General features: G+C 64.0%; 17 protein-coding genes. 14 read left to right on the forward strand and 3 right to left on the reverse strand.

The features are described 5' to 3' along the window. Window positions 1-97 precede the first annotated feature (97 nt). Together LIY45_RS29875 and LIY45_RS29880 are read right to left on the reverse strand one after the other, a co-directional pair. The gene (locus tag LIY45_RS29875; protein ID WP_226478587.1) at window positions 98-544 is read right to left on the reverse strand and encodes a winged helix-turn-helix domain-containing protein; all 447 of its coding nucleotides are present in this window, start codon (window positions 542-544) and stop codon (window positions 98-100) included. 72 nt (window positions 545-616) lie between these two features. Continuing rightward, the gene (locus LIY45_RS29880; protein ID WP_226478588.1) at window positions 617-3,835 is read right to left on the reverse strand and encodes a type III effector HrpK domain-containing protein; all 3,219 of its coding nucleotides are present in this window, start codon (window positions 3,833-3,835) and stop codon (window positions 617-619) included. Window positions 3,836-4,398: 563 nt separating this feature from the next. Here LIY45_RS29880 and LIY45_RS29885 point away from each other — a divergent pair. From LIY45_RS29885 to LIY45_RS29915, 7 genes are all read left to right on the forward strand, one after another. Continuing rightward, window positions 4,399-4,560 carry a hypothetical protein gene (locus LIY45_RS29885; RefSeq protein WP_003207273.1) on the forward strand — a complete coding sequence of 54 codons (162 nt, stop codon included), beginning with the start codon at window positions 4,399-4,401 and terminating at the stop codon, window positions 4,558-4,560. Between the two features lie 115 nt (window positions 4,561-4,675). Continuing rightward, entirely contained in the window at window positions 4,676-5,569 is an 894-nt protein-coding gene (locus LIY45_RS29890; RefSeq protein WP_226478589.1) for an FHA domain-containing protein, read from the forward strand. Between the two features lie 28 nt (window positions 5,570-5,597). Next, window positions 5,598-5,954: a hypothetical protein gene (locus tag LIY45_RS29895; protein ID WP_226478590.1), complete on the forward strand. Its 357-nt coding sequence runs from the start codon at window positions 5,598-5,600 to the stop codon at window positions 5,952-5,954. Further along, complete coding sequence (locus LIY45_RS29900; protein WP_226478591.1) at window positions 5,954-6,289, forward strand: type III secretion protein; 336 nt, start codon at window positions 5,954-5,956, stop codon at window positions 6,287-6,289. Before LIY45_RS29895 ends, LIY45_RS29900 begins: the two co-directional genes overlap by 1 nt. After that, window positions 6,286-8,424, forward strand: a complete 2,139-nt coding sequence (sctV, locus tag LIY45_RS29905) for a type III secretion system export apparatus subunit SctV (RefSeq protein WP_226478593.1) — start codon at window positions 6,286-6,288, stop codon at window positions 8,422-8,424. The genes LIY45_RS29900 and sctV overlap by 4 nt, the downstream gene beginning before the upstream one ends. After that, window positions 8,421-9,701, forward strand: coding sequence for a type II and III secretion system protein family protein (locus LIY45_RS29910; RefSeq protein ID WP_226478595.1), 1,281 nt, complete (start codon window positions 8,421-8,423; stop codon window positions 9,699-9,701). Before sctV ends, LIY45_RS29910 begins: the two co-directional genes overlap by 4 nt. 14 nt (window positions 9,702-9,715) lie before the next feature. Continuing rightward, entirely contained in the window at window positions 9,716-10,096 is a 381-nt protein-coding gene (locus LIY45_RS29915) for a hypothetical protein (RefSeq protein ID WP_226478596.1), read from the forward strand. A gap of 128 nt (window positions 10,097-10,224) precedes the next feature. Here LIY45_RS29915 and LIY45_RS29920 read toward each other — a convergent pair whose 3' ends face one another. Next, the gene (locus tag LIY45_RS29920) at window positions 10,225-10,989 is read right to left on the reverse strand and encodes a tetratricopeptide repeat protein (protein ID WP_226478598.1); all 765 of its coding nucleotides are present in this window, start codon (window positions 10,987-10,989) and stop codon (window positions 10,225-10,227) included. A gap of 48 nt (window positions 10,990-11,037) precedes the next feature. Between LIY45_RS29920 and LIY45_RS29925 the strand changes: the two genes are divergently transcribed. Genes LIY45_RS29925 through LIY45_RS29955 form a run of 7 tightly spaced genes read left to right on the forward strand, consistent with a single transcriptional unit; the run spans window position 11,038 to window position 15,604 of the window. After that, a complete protein-coding gene (locus tag LIY45_RS29925) occupies window positions 11,038-11,604 on the forward strand; it encodes a type III secretion protein (RefSeq protein WP_226478600.1) in 567 nt (188 codons plus the stop codon). A gap of 31 nt (window positions 11,605-11,635) precedes the next feature. Next, entirely contained in the window at window positions 11,636-11,866 is a 231-nt protein-coding gene (locus LIY45_RS29930) for a hypothetical protein (protein WP_003208330.1), read from the forward strand. Window positions 11,867-11,875: 9 nt separating this feature from the next. After that, on the forward strand, window positions 11,876-12,313 hold the full coding sequence (locus tag LIY45_RS29935) for a hypothetical protein (protein WP_226478602.1): 438 nt from the start codon (window positions 11,876-11,878) through the stop codon (window positions 12,311-12,313). Window positions 12,314-12,317: 4 nt separating this feature from the next. Further along, the gene (sctJ, locus tag LIY45_RS29940; RefSeq protein WP_226478603.1) at window positions 12,318-13,100 is read left to right on the forward strand and encodes a type III secretion inner membrane ring lipoprotein SctJ; all 783 of its coding nucleotides are present in this window, start codon (window positions 12,318-12,320) and stop codon (window positions 13,098-13,100) included. Continuing rightward, window positions 13,097-13,714: a type III secretion protein gene (locus LIY45_RS29945; protein WP_076014146.1), complete on the forward strand. Its 618-nt coding sequence runs from the start codon at window positions 13,097-13,099 to the stop codon at window positions 13,712-13,714. The genes sctJ and LIY45_RS29945 overlap by 4 nt, the downstream gene beginning before the upstream one ends. Further along, window positions 13,707-14,285, forward strand: a complete 579-nt coding sequence (locus tag LIY45_RS29950) for a FliH/SctL family protein (protein WP_226478605.1) — start codon at window positions 13,707-13,709, stop codon at window positions 14,283-14,285. The genes LIY45_RS29945 and LIY45_RS29950 overlap by 8 nt, the downstream gene beginning before the upstream one ends. Beyond that, on the forward strand, window positions 14,282-15,604 hold the full coding sequence (locus tag LIY45_RS29955; RefSeq protein WP_226478607.1) for a FliI/YscN family ATPase: 1,323 nt from the start codon (window positions 14,282-14,284) through the stop codon (window positions 15,602-15,604). Before LIY45_RS29950 ends, LIY45_RS29955 begins: the two co-directional genes overlap by 4 nt. Window positions 15,605-15,647 lie beyond the last annotated feature (43 nt).

The raw sequence follows: 15,647 nt of genomic DNA on the forward strand, positions 1-15,647 counted from the left end.
TCCGAGCCTAGGCGAGGAGCCGAGTGGTGGGGCAAGAGCCTTTTGGTTACTTTTGGGCTCCTTTCAAAAGTGACCCGCTGTAAGAGCGGAACCAATATCAGCCGTTACCCAAATAATGGATATGCCCCCGATCCAATTCCCCCCCCAAACAACGCCGACAGCTATAAACCCCCAACACCACCGGCTTTTCCCGCGCCCCACGCTCTACCCAGGTCGGCGCAACAAACCGATACCCCTGGCCCATCGCCGTCGCGATATAGACCGAATCATCATCCCCCAACGCCCGGCGGATCGCCTTGATCTGCGCCCGCAGGTTGCACTCTTCCACCACCAACCGTGGCCAGGCAATGTCCAGCAATTGGGTCTTCTCCAACAGCTCACCAGGCCGGGAGGCGAGGGCAATCAGCAACGTCAGGGCCCGACTCCCCAAACTCACCGGCTCACCGTTTTTCAGCAGCAGATGACGCCTGGGCAACAGTCGATAAGGCCCAAAGTGAATTTCAAAAGCGCTGTCTTCAAGAGGGCTGCGTTGTGAATACGTCATGTGATTAACCTTTGTGCATGTTCAAAAACACAACCCCGCGCGGCTCCCTTCGCGCAAGGCTGCAAGGGACGGTCAGGTGTTGATCGCCGGGATCGGGTCTTCAGGATAATCACCCGGCTCCGTAGGCCCGCCAGTCAAACCGTATTGCTTGAGCACCGGCACAAGCTCGCCGTAGAACGCGTCCTGCGCCTTGCCATGAGCATCGGCCAGGGCGAAGGGCAGAAAGGCGCTGCCGATCCCGCCAAGAATCGCCGTCGCCCCGCCAAGGATGCCGCTGATAGTCCCGGCCACCGCGCCGATTTCCGTCGCGCCGTACAACCCGGCCCCGGCTTCCACCAACCCGGCCACCGCCGCTCCCGTGCCCAGCACACCGGTGGCCACCGAAAAACTGCCACTCAGGTAATCACCGTTTTTCAACGAGTCGACACCGCCAATCACCCCGATCACGCCGCCGATAATCCCGCCCGCCGAGCCGATGATCTTGCCGGCCGCGCCGAGGTTGGCAATTTGCTGCGGGCTTAGCGGGCCCTTGCCCACCGGCACCTTGCCGGGGAAATCCCCAATGGTGCCGCCGTCCGGCCGATTGACCCAGGTGATGCCGTAACCCGCTTCCTTGGCGTATTTGGTACCACCCTCCATCAACAACCCGGCAAATTGCAGCCCGGCGGACACCCGGTTGGCGTCCGCCACCGGCGTGTTACTGCCGCTGGCCGAACGGGCCATCAGCACGCCGCTCATCAGCACCGCACTGCCGATGTGCAACAGGCCTTGCTTGAACGCCGGGCTGACGTCGCCGAACTTCATGCCTTCGATGGCCTTGGGCAGCGCGTCGGCAATCTTGTCGCCCTGGCGCCCGATGTCCCACACCGAGCGCAGCATCGACACCACCTGCGCCGGGTCGATCTTGCCGCCGTCCGAGGTGACAAACATCTCGGGGTCTTTCTGCTGGGCGTCGTTGATCGCGGCAGTCACCTTGGCTTCGTCGAAGTTGCCCTTGCCGTCCCCCAGGGTAATGTTCAGGGTGTCGGTGGTGGCGCCTCCGAGCAGGGCGTCGCCCAGGGCTTCGTTGAAATTCACCTGCAAGGTGGCGGCGTCATCCGCTGAGGCTTTGTCGCCGAGGAAGGCCTGGGCCGAGGCGGTGCTGGCGGCGAAGCTGCTGGCGGCCACGGTCGGGTCCATGCCGCCGGCCACCGCGTCGGTAAAGGCCTTGCCGGTCACCAGTTCGGTTTTGTAGTACTGCTGGATGTTGTCGCTTTGCCCGGCCTTGTCGGCGATGCCGGTCAGGTCCACATGGCCGTTGCCCCCCAGCGCCAGGTTGGCGATGGTGGTGTCGTTGGCCGCGTTTTGCAGGCCCATGCCCATGTCGATCTGCTTGCCGTTCTGGTCCTTGGCGTTGAGGTTGTCGTTGAGGTTTTTGCCGGTCTCGATGTCGCTGGTGTAGTAGTTCTGCATCGCGACTTTCATAGTCGGGTTGCTGTCGACGATGTCGGCCAGTGCCGGGCCGCGGTTGTTTTGCAGGAACGCTTGTACGTCCGGATCGGCCGAGAGGGTTTCGATGCCGCTTTGCAGCTGCGCCTTGATCTTGTCTTCGTTGGGGTTGAGGCCGTAGTGAGGCGAGGTGTACTTGTCCATCAGCCCGGCGTGGGGCACGTAGTCGCTCACCAGCAGGCGGGTTTGCGCGTCGGTGAGTTGCACCAGCACTGCGGCTTTTTGCTCGCCGCTGTAGTTCTGCGGGTTGGCCAGGATGTCGGCGGTCAGGCCCGAGGTGTCGACACCGGCGACGGCATCACGGGTGGCGGCGCCGTCGAGGAAGGTCAGGGTGTCGCTGTCGGTTTTCGGCGCCTGTTTTTCCAGCCAGGCGCCGATGTTGTCGCGGGTGCCGATGCCGTCCGACTTGCCGGTGGCCGGGTTGTCACCACCGGTTTCCAGGGCATGGAACATCCCGGGTCTGGACCACATGGCCGCCGCGCCGGTCAGCTCGGTACTCAGCGCTGAATCGCTGCCCAAGGCTTGCAGGTTATCGGTGCGCAGCATGCCGTCGTTGCTGCGCTGGTTGGCGTCACCGGGGCGCATCGCCGAACCGGCGCCGGCGGCCAGGCTTTCGTTGGCCATCAGGATCGCCGTCGACTTGGCGTTGGCCTTGGCCAGGTCGCCGGGGTGGCTGCCGAGGAAGCTGCCATAGGATTTCGATGCAGCGCCGAGGTCCTTGCCGGCGTTGTCGATGAAGTGGTCGACGTCCGAATGGGTGATCACGTTGTCGGCCTTGCCACGCCCGCCGGTGTCCAGCGCGGCCATCAGGCTCGGGCTGCTGGCGACGTACTTGAGCACGGCCTGGGCCTCGGGCGGCAGGCTGGTGGGCGGGTTGGCGAAGTCGATGGGCGCGCCGTGCAGGCCCCAGGCGTCCCAGTTTTGAGAAAGCAATTGCGCGGCCGCCTTGGGCCGGTTCAGGTCCAGTTCTTCCTTGGTCGGTGTGCCGCTGGTGTTGCCGGTGATGGTGTCCCAGTCCTTGGCGCCGGATACGCCGAACGACGAGGTGTCGATCCAGGACGTGTCCGAGGCACCCGCGGCGCCGGTGCTGCCGGCATACAGTTTGGCCACCTGGTCGTACAGCGCGGGGGTGATGTCCTGGGACACGATCACCTTGTCGCCCGAAGCCGTGGTATAGCGAATCAACCCCGGGCCGACTTCTTCGGGTGGGCCGATATTCGCGGCCGGGTCCATGGTTTCGGTGGGGCCGGCCAGGCGATAGCCGTCGGCCTGGCTGGCGTTGATCGCGAACAGCTTGGCCGAATCGCCGCTGACCTGGGCGAACAGCGCGGGTGTTTCCTTCTGGCTGACCACGATTTTGTCGCCGGCACTGGTCTCGTAGCGGATCAGCCCCGGGCCTAATTCGGTGGTGCTGCCGATCGCCTTGTAGTTGCCCAAGCCGGGCGCCACGGTGCTGGCGTCGGCCTCCTTGTAGCCGGCGCTTTTGCTGTCAGCCAGGTTCTTCTCAAGGGTCGCGTCGCTTTGCTGCGCGTTGTACTGGTTGACCAATTGCTCAAACAGCCTGGGGTTGTCGATCTGCTTGAGGGTCACCGGTTTGTCGCTGCCCAGCGGGGTGTAGGTGATGCTGTTGTTCACCGGCGCCTGAACGTTCTGGTACGGCAGCGGGATGGACGGGCCGCGGATTTTCGAGGGGTCGAATACCGGCCGGTCGACCGCCGTGAACAGGGCTTTTTCAAATGTGCTCCGGGCGCCATTCGGGCCCTTGTTATCGGCAGGGTCAAGGCCATTCGGGATCGCAGTCATAGATCACCTGGAAGTTGTCTTATATCAATCGGTATTTAGTGCAAGTGCACTAACTGGGGCGGGCGAAAGTTGCGAAGTGTTATTGAGCTAGCCCGCGCCGAGCTATCAAACGCGATGATCAAGTCGCTTTTGTTACAAATGGCCGTGCCTAAAAAGTTGGGCAATTGGCTACTAGTTAAAAGTGTGAAGTTGTCAGCTTTATTTTCAAAAATTGTTGGGTAGTCAAGGTTTTTGCCCAGGCGTTATTGGCCTCTACATTGTTCAAAACCGTTCATGTTCAAGCGAAAGGCCCCGTAATCATTGGGTTTCGTCATGTATTGGCTTTTTTCCAAAAGTTCCACTCCCGCTTGGGGATGAGATTTTCTCAACGGCAGGTTGAGCCAGGTTTTTCACAGCCCCCACCCTGAACGTTTCACAAGCTTTCACAGCGCAGGCGTTTTATTCGTGAGTAGTATGGATCCCATGCAAACCGACGGCTGTATTGCCAACTCACTGTCTGACGCGGGGAGTTCGGTTCGGTTTGCATGCGGCTTAACTTCCCTATCGATGCAAGGAGATTGAACATGGCTACTACTCCACCCGTAAGTGCAGGCGGCGCCGACGACGCTATCGCGAAGATGGAAGCAACTTTCAACATGGCCATCGAGAAGTCGGCCAAGATCACCGAGATCAGCACCGCGAAAAAAGCAGAGCTCGACGCCACCAAACAGCGTCCGCAGAACTGATTCGCCATACGGGCAGCGCCGGCGCTGCCCGTATACCTGCGTTACCCCGTTGCACCGTTGTTGATCGGCACAGGTGTGGTTGCTGCCTGTGATTCTCAAGGGGGCAAACCCAACCATGACAGCCTTGATTTCCCTGGGCCTGCCCGCCACGAATGGCGCGCCGACCCTGCTCGTGACCCACGGTTTGCACCAGGGCAGTTCCCTGACGCTCGACCAGCCGGTCTACACCCTTGGCGCCGCCCTGGCGGCCGACCTTCAGCTCAGCGATCCCGGAATCGCCGAACTGCACCTGCGCCTGCGTTTTGAAGGGGCCCAGGTGGCCGTCGAGGCCCTCGGCGGCGATGTACTGATCACCGGCACCGCCGGCGATATCCGTATTCCCCAAGGCAGCGGCCATCGCGCGCGGCTGCCGTTGCAACTGCGCATCGGCACGGCGGGTGTGAGCCTGGCGCTGCCGGGCAGCCCTGAAAAACCGCCTGGAGCCACACGCACCTTTACCCCGTGGATCATCGCCACGGCCTTGCTGTTCGTGTGCGCAGGTGCCTTGGCCTTTCGCAACGATCCGCCCCAAGCACAGGCCGTACTGCCGGTCGCCGAAAAAGCCGTGGCCAAGCCTTCCCGCGCCGAAGCCAAGGCCTGGTTCGAAGGGCAATTGCAGGCCGCCCACCTGGACGCCGTGACGGTCAACGACATCGACGGCCAGCTCAACGCCGTCGGATCCTTCGAGCGGGCGCAAAAGCCCCAGTGGATCGCCCTGCAACAAGCCTTCGACCAGCGCTATGGCCAGCAGATCGTGCTTAACCCGCGGGTTGCGGTGCGTGCGGATGCAGCCCGGCCACGGGTGCGCTTCCAGGCGGTGTGGTTCGGCACCCATCCCTATGTGATCAACGACAGCGGCAAGCGCCTGTACCCCGGCGCGGCCCTGGCCGACAACTGGGTACTGGAACGCATCGAGAACAACCAGGTGATCCTCGCCCGTGGCGAAGAACGCTTCACCTTCACCCTATGACGCTGCTTTTTTCAGCTAAGGCCCCGGGATGAAAGTCGAACCCCGTCCGTTGATTCCCAGTGATGTGCGCAGCGCGCCGGTGGAGGCGATCCGCCCGGTCAGTTCGCGCCAGGCCACCGCCTTCGAGGCGGTGCTGAAAACCCGCAAGGTCCAGTCCCGCCGCTCCCTGCGCAGTGACCTGGAAGAACTCACCAGCGCCGCCGGCGTCGACTCGCTGCTGTTTGGCAGCGCACGGTCCCTGGAGTTGCTGGATCACGTGATGCAGCACCTGTTGCCGAACCTCGACGCCGAGCCGCAGATCAAGGCGCTGGCCCATGACCTGATCAGCGAGGAAATCGAGATGCGCCGCACCCTCGAACAACAACGCTCGGAGGTCCAGGTTTGATGTCCCGGAATAACGACGACGCGGTGCAATTGCTCAAGGGCATTGGCGAGCTGTACCGGCGCAACGGCCAGTCCCAGCGTGCGCTGGTGATGTTGCTGATCGCCGTGAGCGTGGCGCCCGACGACGGCCTGCTGCTGCGCTCGCTGGTGCTGGCGTTCACCGACAGCGGCGACTTCACCCGCGCACTCGCGGCCCTGGACCGCCTGGTGGTGCTGGAAGGCGAGTCCGCCAGCCTGTTGCTGCTGCGCGCCCGGGCGCTGTGGTATGGGGAACGCAAGGACGAAGCGCGCCAGTGCTTCAAACGTTACCTGGCTGCACGGAGAGTGGCGCCATGAACCTGCTCAACCGCCTGAACGGCATCGCACGCATGGCCGCCCAGCGTACCGACGTGATCATCGTCGCGTTCATGCTGATGGCGATTGTGATGATGATCATCCCGCTGCCCACCTACCTGGTGGACATGCTGATCGGCCTGAACATCGCCCTGAGCATCCTGATCCTGATCGTCGCCTTCTACATCGGCCACTCGGTGGAATTCTCCGCGCTGCCACCGCTGATTCTGCTCAGCACCCTGTTTCGCCTGTCGCTGTCCATCACCACCACCCGCTTGATTCTGCTGCACGGCGACGCGGGCCACATCGTCAAGGCCTTCGGCGACTTCGTGATTGCCGGCCAGGTGGTGGTGGGCATGGTGGTGTTCCTGATCATCACCGTGGCGCAGTTCGTGGTGATCACCAAGGGCGCCGAGCGGGTCGCGGAAGTGGCGGCGCGCTTCACCCTGGACGCGATGCCCGGCAAACAGATGAGCATCGACAACGACCTGCGCAACGGAGATATCGACCAGGCCGAAGCCCGGCGCCGGCGCTCCCGCCTGGAGCGCGAGAGCCAGATGTTCGGCGCGATGGACGGGGCGATGAAGTTCGTCAAGGGCGATGCGATTGCCGGGTTGGTGATCCTCGCGGTCAACCTGCTGGGCGGCATGCTGATCGGCATGATCGAGCGCGACATGGCCTTCGGCGCGGCGGTGCACACCTATTCGCTGCTGACCGTGGGCGACGGTTTGATCGCACAGATCCCGGCGCTGCTGATCTCGGTAGCGGCGGGCACCGTGGTGACTCGGGTCAACAGCGACGGCGAGGCGGGTGACCTCGGCAGCGAGATTCTCAAGCAGTTGGGTGCCAGCTACCGGGCCCTCGGGTTGACCGCATTGATCATGGTGGGCGTCAGCGTGATCCCGGGTTTTCCGACCTGGGTGTTCCTCGGGTTGTCGCTGGTGTTCGGCGGCGCGGCGTTCGTGATGTACCGCCGGCATACCCGTGAACATCAGGTAGAGCCTGAAGCCCTGATCGAAACACTGGAGCCGGTGGTCGAAGTGCAAGCCGAGCAGGACTACGGCGTGGCGCCCGACACTCGCGTGCTGCTGACCCTCGGCAGCGCCCTGGCCCTCAGCGCACCGCGCCAGCTGTTGAGCCAGCGCATCGAAGCGCTGTGTCACGACATTCGCAGCGACCTCGGCGTCGACATGCCGGTGCCGGGCATTCACATGGACGCCAAGGCCACGCCGGGCAGCTTTCGGGTGTCCCTGGAAGGCGTGCCGGTCAGCGAAGGCGAGATGCCGGTCAACTGCCTGTTGTTGCAGGACGATCCGGTGCACGTGCAACTGCTGGACATCGCCACCCTGCAAGCCGATTCGCCCCTCAATGGCCGCGCCGCACACTGGATCGAGCGCCAGCACGAAGACGCGTTGCGCGCTGCCGGCATCGGTTTCCTGCTACCGGATGAGGTGCTGCGCGGCGTGCTGGAGCGCAGCCTGCGCCGCTATGCCGCGGACTTCCTCGGGATCCAGGAAACTCGCCTGCTGCTCGAACGCACCGAAGCCACCTACGGCGAACTGGTCAAGGAAGCCTTGCGCCTGGTGCCGTTGCAGCGGGTAGCCGAGACCCTGCGCCTGCTGGTGGGCGAGGGCGTGTCGATCCGCAATCAACGGGCCTTGCTTGAAGCCATGGTGGAGTGGGGCGCCCGGGAAACCGACGCCGGCCGCCTCGCCGAACACCTGCGCGCTGCGTTGGCGCGGCAGATCAGCCATCAATACGCCGACCGCAATCGGGTGATTGGCGCCCTGGTATTGGCGCCGGGTTTGGAAGACCAGTTGCGCGCGTCCCTGCGTCGCCAGGAGCCCAGCCGCGATGTGATCCCCGAAGAGATCAACCGCGCCTTGCTCGCCCAACTGCGCCAGGCCTGCGACAAAACCGTCGAGGCCAACAGCGCGGTGTTGCTGGTGCATCCGGAATTGCGCCGCAGCCTGCGCCGTTTGGTGCTGCGCGGCGAGCTGGAGCTGGCGGTGCTGTCGTTTCGCGAACTGGCCACTGAATACAACCTGCAAGCGCTGGTGACCATCAGCCTCACCGATATCTCCAACCGCCGTGCACCTGCTGCGGCTTCCGTCACTTCCCTGGCGTCTGCCTCATGATTCGTTTTTGTTTGTTATTGCTGACGTTGACCTCGTCTTTTTGCAGCGCCCAGGACATTGCCAACGGTGCGCAGGGCTCTGTCAGCCTCGCCTCCGGAGAAGGCCGGATCCTGCACTTCGTCGCGCCGGTGGAATCGGTGCTGGTGGCCGAACCGGGGATTGCCGACTTGCAAGTGGTGTCGCCCGGTGTGATCTACATCTTCGGCAAGGCGCCGGGCAATACCAGCCTGATTGCCCTCGGCAGCGACGGCAAACAGCTCGCCAGCCTGACGTTGGCCGTCAGCAGCGCCACCCAGGCGGTGACCGCGCCGATGCAGGAATTGCATCCCGGCAATGGCGCTCAGATCAGCGGCGCGGGCAACCGCTTGATCGCCAAGGGCACGGTGCGCAGCGTAGGCGAAGCGACGGATTTGAATGCCTTGCTCAACCCACAGGGCCAGGGCTTTCAGAGCGCGGTCAACACCACTGAATACGCCGGTGCGGCCCAGGTCAATTTGCGGGTGCGGTTCGCTGAAGTGTCCCGCTCGGAACTGTTGCACTACGGCGTGAACTGGAACGCGATGTTCAGCAACGGCACGTTTTCCTTCGGCCTGATCACCGGAGGGCCGCTGGCAGCGGCGACTGCGGGTGGACTGGCAGCGGCGGGCAGCGGTTCGGGCAACACCAATATCGACGGCATGCTCGACGCGTTGCAGGCCAACGGGATTCTGCAAATTCTGGCCGAGCCGAATATCACCGCCATGACCGGGCAGACCGCGAGCTTCCTGGCGGGCGGCGAAGTGGCGATTCCGGTGCCGGTGAATCGGGACCTGGTGGGGATTGAATACAAGTCCTTCGGTGTGTCGCTGTTGTTCAACCCGACCCTGCTGCCCAACGGCCGGATCGCCCTGCAAGTGCGTCCAGAAGTCAGCAGCGTGGTGAGTGGCGGAACGGTGGATTTCGGTAATTTCCATGTGCCGTCGTTCAGCGTGCGCCGCGCGGATACACGGGTGGAAGTGGGCAGCGGGCAGACGTTTGCGATTGCCGGGCTGTTCCAGCGTGAGAGCAGCCAGGACATCGAGAAGCTGCCGTTGCTGGGGGACTTGCCGATCCTGGGCAACCTGTTTCGCTCCAAGCGTTTTCAGCGCAATGAAACCGAGCTGGTGATTTTGATTACGCCGTACCTGGTGGAGCCGGTGCGCAGTCGCACCCTGGCCACGCCGCTGGATGCGCAGCCTGCCACCGCCGCAGCGGCGGGGCCGCGCAGTGGTGGGGCGTTTGGTTTCTACATGAATTGATGAGGGGGCATGGCATGAAAGTTTCGCGTTTGTTGATGTGTTTGCCCCTGTTGGTGGTGGGGTGCAAGACGCATCTGGCGCCGGTGTATTACTCGCCGCAGTATCAGGCGGATGGCTTGCCGAGCCAATGCCAGCAGCCGCCGGCCAAGGATGAGATTGGGTTGGATGAGGATTTCAAGGCGACCTTGCCGTTGGGCTGTGCCAACAATTTGAATTTGATGCAGATGGTGGAGCAGCGGCAGGATTTGAATCAGGGGCGGGCCACCGGCCCGGCGATGGCGGCGCCGGTTGGGCGGGCGGCGCAGGTGTATATCGAGGGGTTTGATCGGGAGCAGTTGCAGCGGCGTCAGGCTCAGCAAGAGGCCAAGGCGGGCGCTCCGGGAGCACAGCAATGAAGGCCACGCTGATCGTTCCCACGCTCTGCGTGGGAGTGCCGCCCCGGACGCTCCGCGTCCCGCGGTGGATGCAAGGTGACGCGGAGCGTCACAGGATGCATTCCCACGCAGAGCGTGGGAACGATCAGTCAGTGCGTGTCCACCAGCCCCAATTCCCGCGCTTGCGCAACCGGATCGCTGATGGCTTTGATGCGGTTGGCTTCGGTGATCAGGCGTGCGCGCTCAGCGGCCGGAATATCGTCCAGCGGCAAGCTGGCCACTCGTTGTTCGTATCCCGCCAATACCAGCACCAGCAGCTCATTGCGCTGATGCCGTGGCAACGCGCGGGGCGATTGGGTGACGGGGGCGATGGTGTCCAACGCCTGTTGCGTCTGGCCGCCAAGGGCGTAGGCCAGGGCCAGGTTGCAGCGGCTGTCGAGGTCGTCGGGTTGCAGGCTCAGGCTTTTGGCGAAGGCGGTTTGTGCCGTCACCGCCTGGCCGTTCAGCACCTGGGCGATGCCCAGTCGGGTGTAGGCGACCGGCGTTTGGCTGGCCTCTGCGGCTTGGCCCAGGGCCGTCACGGCGCGCTGGGTTTTGCCCAGGCGCAGTTGCGCGGTGCCCAGGCCCAGCAAGGCGTCGGCGTTGTGCGCCTGGAGGCCGAGGGCTTGTTGGAAGGCGCGCTCGGCGCCGACCGCATCGTTGCCGTCGAGCCGCGCCTGGCCGAGTTTGAGCCACAGGTCGATGCCGGCGCCCGGTTGCTGGGCCGCTCGTTCGTACAGCGCCGCCGCGCTGGCGTAGTCACCGCGTTGGTTCAGGTCGTCGGCCAGCTTCAGCGAGCGGTCGGAATCGCTCGGCGCAGTACTGGAACAGGCGGCGAGCAACAGGCTGCCGGCAAGCAAAAGGTGTTTGGTCATCGTCACAACTCGTTGGGCGAAGGCGGATGTCATGTAAGCATATTTTCCATGGCGCTCCTATGTCTGTCGGTGCTGTTTGGCGCCTCGATTGCCCACGCCGCTGAAGAGCCCGAATGGTTTGCCAAACCCTACGCCTACGTGCTGGTGGACCAGGATGTACGCGCCGCCCTCGAAGAGTTCGGCCACAACCTCGACATCCCGCTGGTGCTCTCGGACAAGGTGCGTGGCAAGGCCCGCAGCACCGTGCGCGCCGCCACCGCCGGGGAGTTTCTGCAGACGCTGTGCAGCACCAACGGCCTGACCTGGTACTTCGACGGCAACCTGCTGTACCTCAATGCCAGCGACGAAATCACCACCAGGCTGTTCAAGGCCAGTGCCCTGAACCTGGACCAGTTGCAGGCGTATCTGAATAACCTCGATGTGTTCGGCCAGCAGTTGTCGATGCGCAACGGCCCCGAGGGCGATGAAGTTTTTGTGTCCGGGCCGCCGCCGTACCTGGCGCTGGTCCAGCAGCATGTGGATCACCTGCAGCCCAAGGCCACCCCGCCTGTCGTGGCGCGTGAGCACGGCGTGCGGGTATTTCGCGGCGCCCAGGTGAGCACCGAAACCCCTTGATTCACCCCAACCCCAGCAAAGGAGCATGACCATGTCCGTAACCGCCGTAGACAGCAACCTCGCCCCCGGTGGCGCCAGCCCTGAAGCCAAGTTCAACGCCGCGGTGGATAACGCCAAGAGCGCCGACAAACCGGAGATGACCGACGCCGAATTTACCGATGCCCTGATCACCCAGGCGGTCACCATCGGCGGTCAATTCATCATCATGCCCAAGGCGCAGGAAATGCTGAATGACGCCATGTCCGATGACGACGAAGAGTAGGGCGAACCCATGACCATCAGTCTCGCTGCCAGCGCCACGGCCTTGCCGCCGTCCGCCGGCGCGGGGCCCGCCGGGGCCTCGCAGAATCTGTTCGAGCACATGGCCAATACGGCCAAGGGCATGCCCGAGGGCGCCAGCCCCCATCAGATCGGCTCGGGCCTGATGGAGCGCTTGAACAGTTTTATCGACCGCTCCCGGACCTTTTCCGAGCGCGCCGATTTGCTTACCAATAACCCGTCGGCGCCGCCCCAAGTGGCCACTGCGGATATTCGCACCACGGGTGCCTCCTCCACGGCAGAACCGGGCAAGAAAGTCGCCGAACAGCAGGTCGACCAGATCGTCCACTCACTGGGCAAGATGTTCGATTACTCCATCGAAACCCAGATGGTGGTGCGCGGTGCGACGCAGATTTCCGGTTCCGCCAACACGCTGCTCAAGGGTCAATAACGCCATGCCAAGCCCGAATCGTGCCCTGCGCCTGCTGCTGATCGGCCTGCTCGCCAGCCTCTTGCAGGCCTGCGACATGGACCTCTACACCAACCTCAGCGAACGCGACGCCAACGCCATGGTCGCGGTGTTGCTGCGCGACGGCATCCCGGCGACGCGCAAGGTGCAGGACAACGGCCAGTTGAAAGTGGTGGTCGACGAACAGCGCTTCGCCGAAGCCATGACCCTGCTGGACAACGCCGGCCTGCCGCAGCAGAGCTTTTCCAACATGGGCGAGGTGTTCAAGGGCAACGGCCTGGTGTCGTCGCCGGTGCAGGAGCGGGCGCAGATGATTTACGCCTTGAGCGAAGAACTGTCGCACTCGGTGTCGCAGATCGACGGCATCGTCTCGGCGCGGGTGCATGTGGTGCTGCCGGACAATGACCTGCTCAAGCGAGTGATTTCGCCATCGTCAGCCTCGGTGCTGGTGCGCTACGACCCGGGCACCGATATCAATACGTTGATCCCGCAGATCAAGACCCTGGTGGCCAACGGTATTTCCGGCTTGAGCTACGACGGCGTTTCGGTGACGGCGATCAAGGCCGCCGTGTCCATCAGCCAGAACCCGGCGCAACCGCGATTGACGCGCTTCATGGGCCTGTGGCTGTTGGAAGACAACCTGAACCAGGCGCGGTTGCTGTTCGGCGGTTTGCTGCTGCTCGCCCTCGGTGCGTGTGGCGTGTTGGCCCGTCAACAATGGTCGCGGCGCCAGTCCCAGGCGTTGTATGTGCTCAAGGAGGGTGAATGAGCCTGGTTGAGCGTTGGCAGGGCCTGATCGCCCAGCCGTTGCAGTTTGTGCGCGAGCAAAGCCTCGGCGAGTGTTTCGGCGAAGGCCTGCCGGCCGAGGTGCTGCAAGCGTTGCACGGGCAGCCGCGTTTTCGGTCGCGCCTGGAGCAGTTGCTGGCCAGCCATTATCAGTTGGCGCCGCTGGCGCATCTGGTCACGCCACCCGCCGCCGATTTGCCGGTGTTGCTGCTGAGCCCGGCGCAATTTGAGCGATTGCCCAGGCTGTGTGGCGCGATCTGGCATGCCTCGACCCTGAGCCGGGAGATCCGCCGCGAAGTGGTCAATGAACTGCGCGAAGGCCTCGGTCAGGAAGCCTTTGCCCTGGCCCTGGCGAACCGGCAGTTGGGCGGCGCGGCCGACCTGCTGCGTGAGCCCGCCGAGTTGATCGACGCCATCGACCGCGATGGCCTCACCTGTGTCGCGGCCTGGTTGCAGGCCCAGCCCGCCGAGTTGCAAGGCTGGCTGCCCCTGCGTTTTGTCGCACCCAAGGGCTATAGCGGGCGGCTGCCCCGCGACCTGGAAATTGTCCAGACCGTCGCCGCCCGGTTGCTCGCCGAGGAGCTTGCCCATGAGTGAATTACCCAGCCGTCCTGCCGCGCGGATTTTGCGCGCCGATGAAGCGGCGTTGTGGACCGATGGTTTTGCCTTTGTGCAAGCCGCCAAGGAACACGCCGAGCAGATCAAGGCCGACAGCGACCAGTGGCTGTACACCGCCCGTGCCGAAGGCTTTGAGAGCGCCCGTCGGGAAGGCGCCGAACAGGTCGCGCAGTTGCTGCTGGAAACCCAGGCCAAGGTCCAGCATTACCTGGCCGGGCTTGAAGCATCGCTGGCGGACCTGGCCCTGGGCATCGTGCGTGAAGTACTCGGCGAGCTGGACGACACCGACCGCGTGGTGCGTTGTACACGCCAGGCGTTGAGCGCGTTTCGCCAAGGCCAGGCACTGACCTTATGGGTGCCACCGGCCGAGGTGAATGCCCTGCGCCCACAGTTGCTCAAGGACGGCATCGCCGTGGAGGCCGATGCGCAACTGGGCGCCGGCCAGGCCCGCCTCAGCAGCCCGGCGGGCTCGGTTGAGTTGGGGCTGGAAGCGCAGCTGCAAACCCTGCGCCGCAGCCTGTTGCCCTTTGCCGAAGAGGGCGTGGCATGAACCTCAATCAACTGCTGCCGCGCCTGACCGAGCGGCTGTCCCAGGCCCGCTTGCGTCCGATGCAAGGCACGGTGTTGAGTATTCGCGGGGTGTTGCTGCGGGCCAGCGTGGCGGGCGCGAGCATCGGTGAGCTGTGCCATTTGCGCGACCCGGTGAGTGGCCGCAGCCTCAGTGCCGAAGTGATTGGGTTTGATGGCGACGAAGCGATCCTGTCGCCCATCGGCTCCATGGAAGGCCTGTCGACCCGCACGCAAATCATCGCCACCGGCGAAAGCCTCGGTGTGGCGGTAGGCGATGCGCAACTGGGGCGGGTGATCAGCCCCATGGGCGAGTTTCTCGACGGTGACGGTGTACCGCCAACCCTGAACTTGCAGACCTACCCCTTGCACGCCGAGCCGCCGGCACCGTTCTCCCGGCAACTGATCGTGCGCTCCATGGCGTTGGGCATTCGCTCCATCGATGGCTTGCTGACCCTTGCACAAGGTCAGCGCGTGGGCATCTTTGGCGAGCCCGGGGTGGGCAAGTCCTCGTTGTTGGCGAGCATCATCCGCAACAGTGAGGCCGATGTGATTGTCATCGGTTTGATCGGCGAGCGGGGCAGGGAAGTGCGCGAACTGTTGGACGTGCAACTGGACGCGACGGCCCGCGCACGCACCGTTGCTGTCGTCGCCACCTCCGATCGCCCGGCGGCCGAGCGGGTGCGTGCGGCGTTTGTCGCCACCACCCTGGCTGAGTACCACCGCGACCAGGGCCGCAATGTATTGCTGTTGATGGACAGCCTCACACGATTCGCCCGGGCCCAGCGTGAGATCGGCTTGGCCGTGGGTGAGCCACCGACACGTCGCGGCTATCCACCGTCGTTTTTTGCCACCTTGCCCAAGTTGCTGGAGCGCGCCGGCCCCGGCCCCACCGGCAGCATCACTGCGTTGTACACCGTACTTACCGAAGGCGACGCCGCCAGCGATCCGGTGGCTGAGGAAGCGCGGTCGATCCTCGACGGGCACATCGCCCTGAGTGCCGAACTGGCGCAGCGCAACTACTTCCCGGCGGTGGACGTGCTGCGCAGTCGCAGCCGGTTGATGGAGCAGGTAGCGGGTGATGAACACAAGCGCCTGGCAATGCGCATCCGCGAATTGATGGCGCGTTACGGCGAAATCGAAATGCTGATCCGCGTCGGCGAGTACTCCGCCGGCAGCGACCCGCTGGCCGACGAAGCAATCACCCGCCATGGCGCGATCGAAGCCTTCCTGCGCCAGAACGCCGACGAACCCAGCAGCCCCGAACACACCTTGATCCGCATGCGGCAGGTGCTGGCATGAGCCCGAACGCGCAGCAAGAACCAATGTGGGAGCTGTCGAGCTT

Source organism: Pseudomonas sp. MWU16-30323 (genome assembly GCF_020515595.1).
Taxonomy (GTDB): Bacteria; Pseudomonadota; Gammaproteobacteria; order Pseudomonadales; family Pseudomonadaceae; genus Aquipseudomonas; species Aquipseudomonas yamanorum.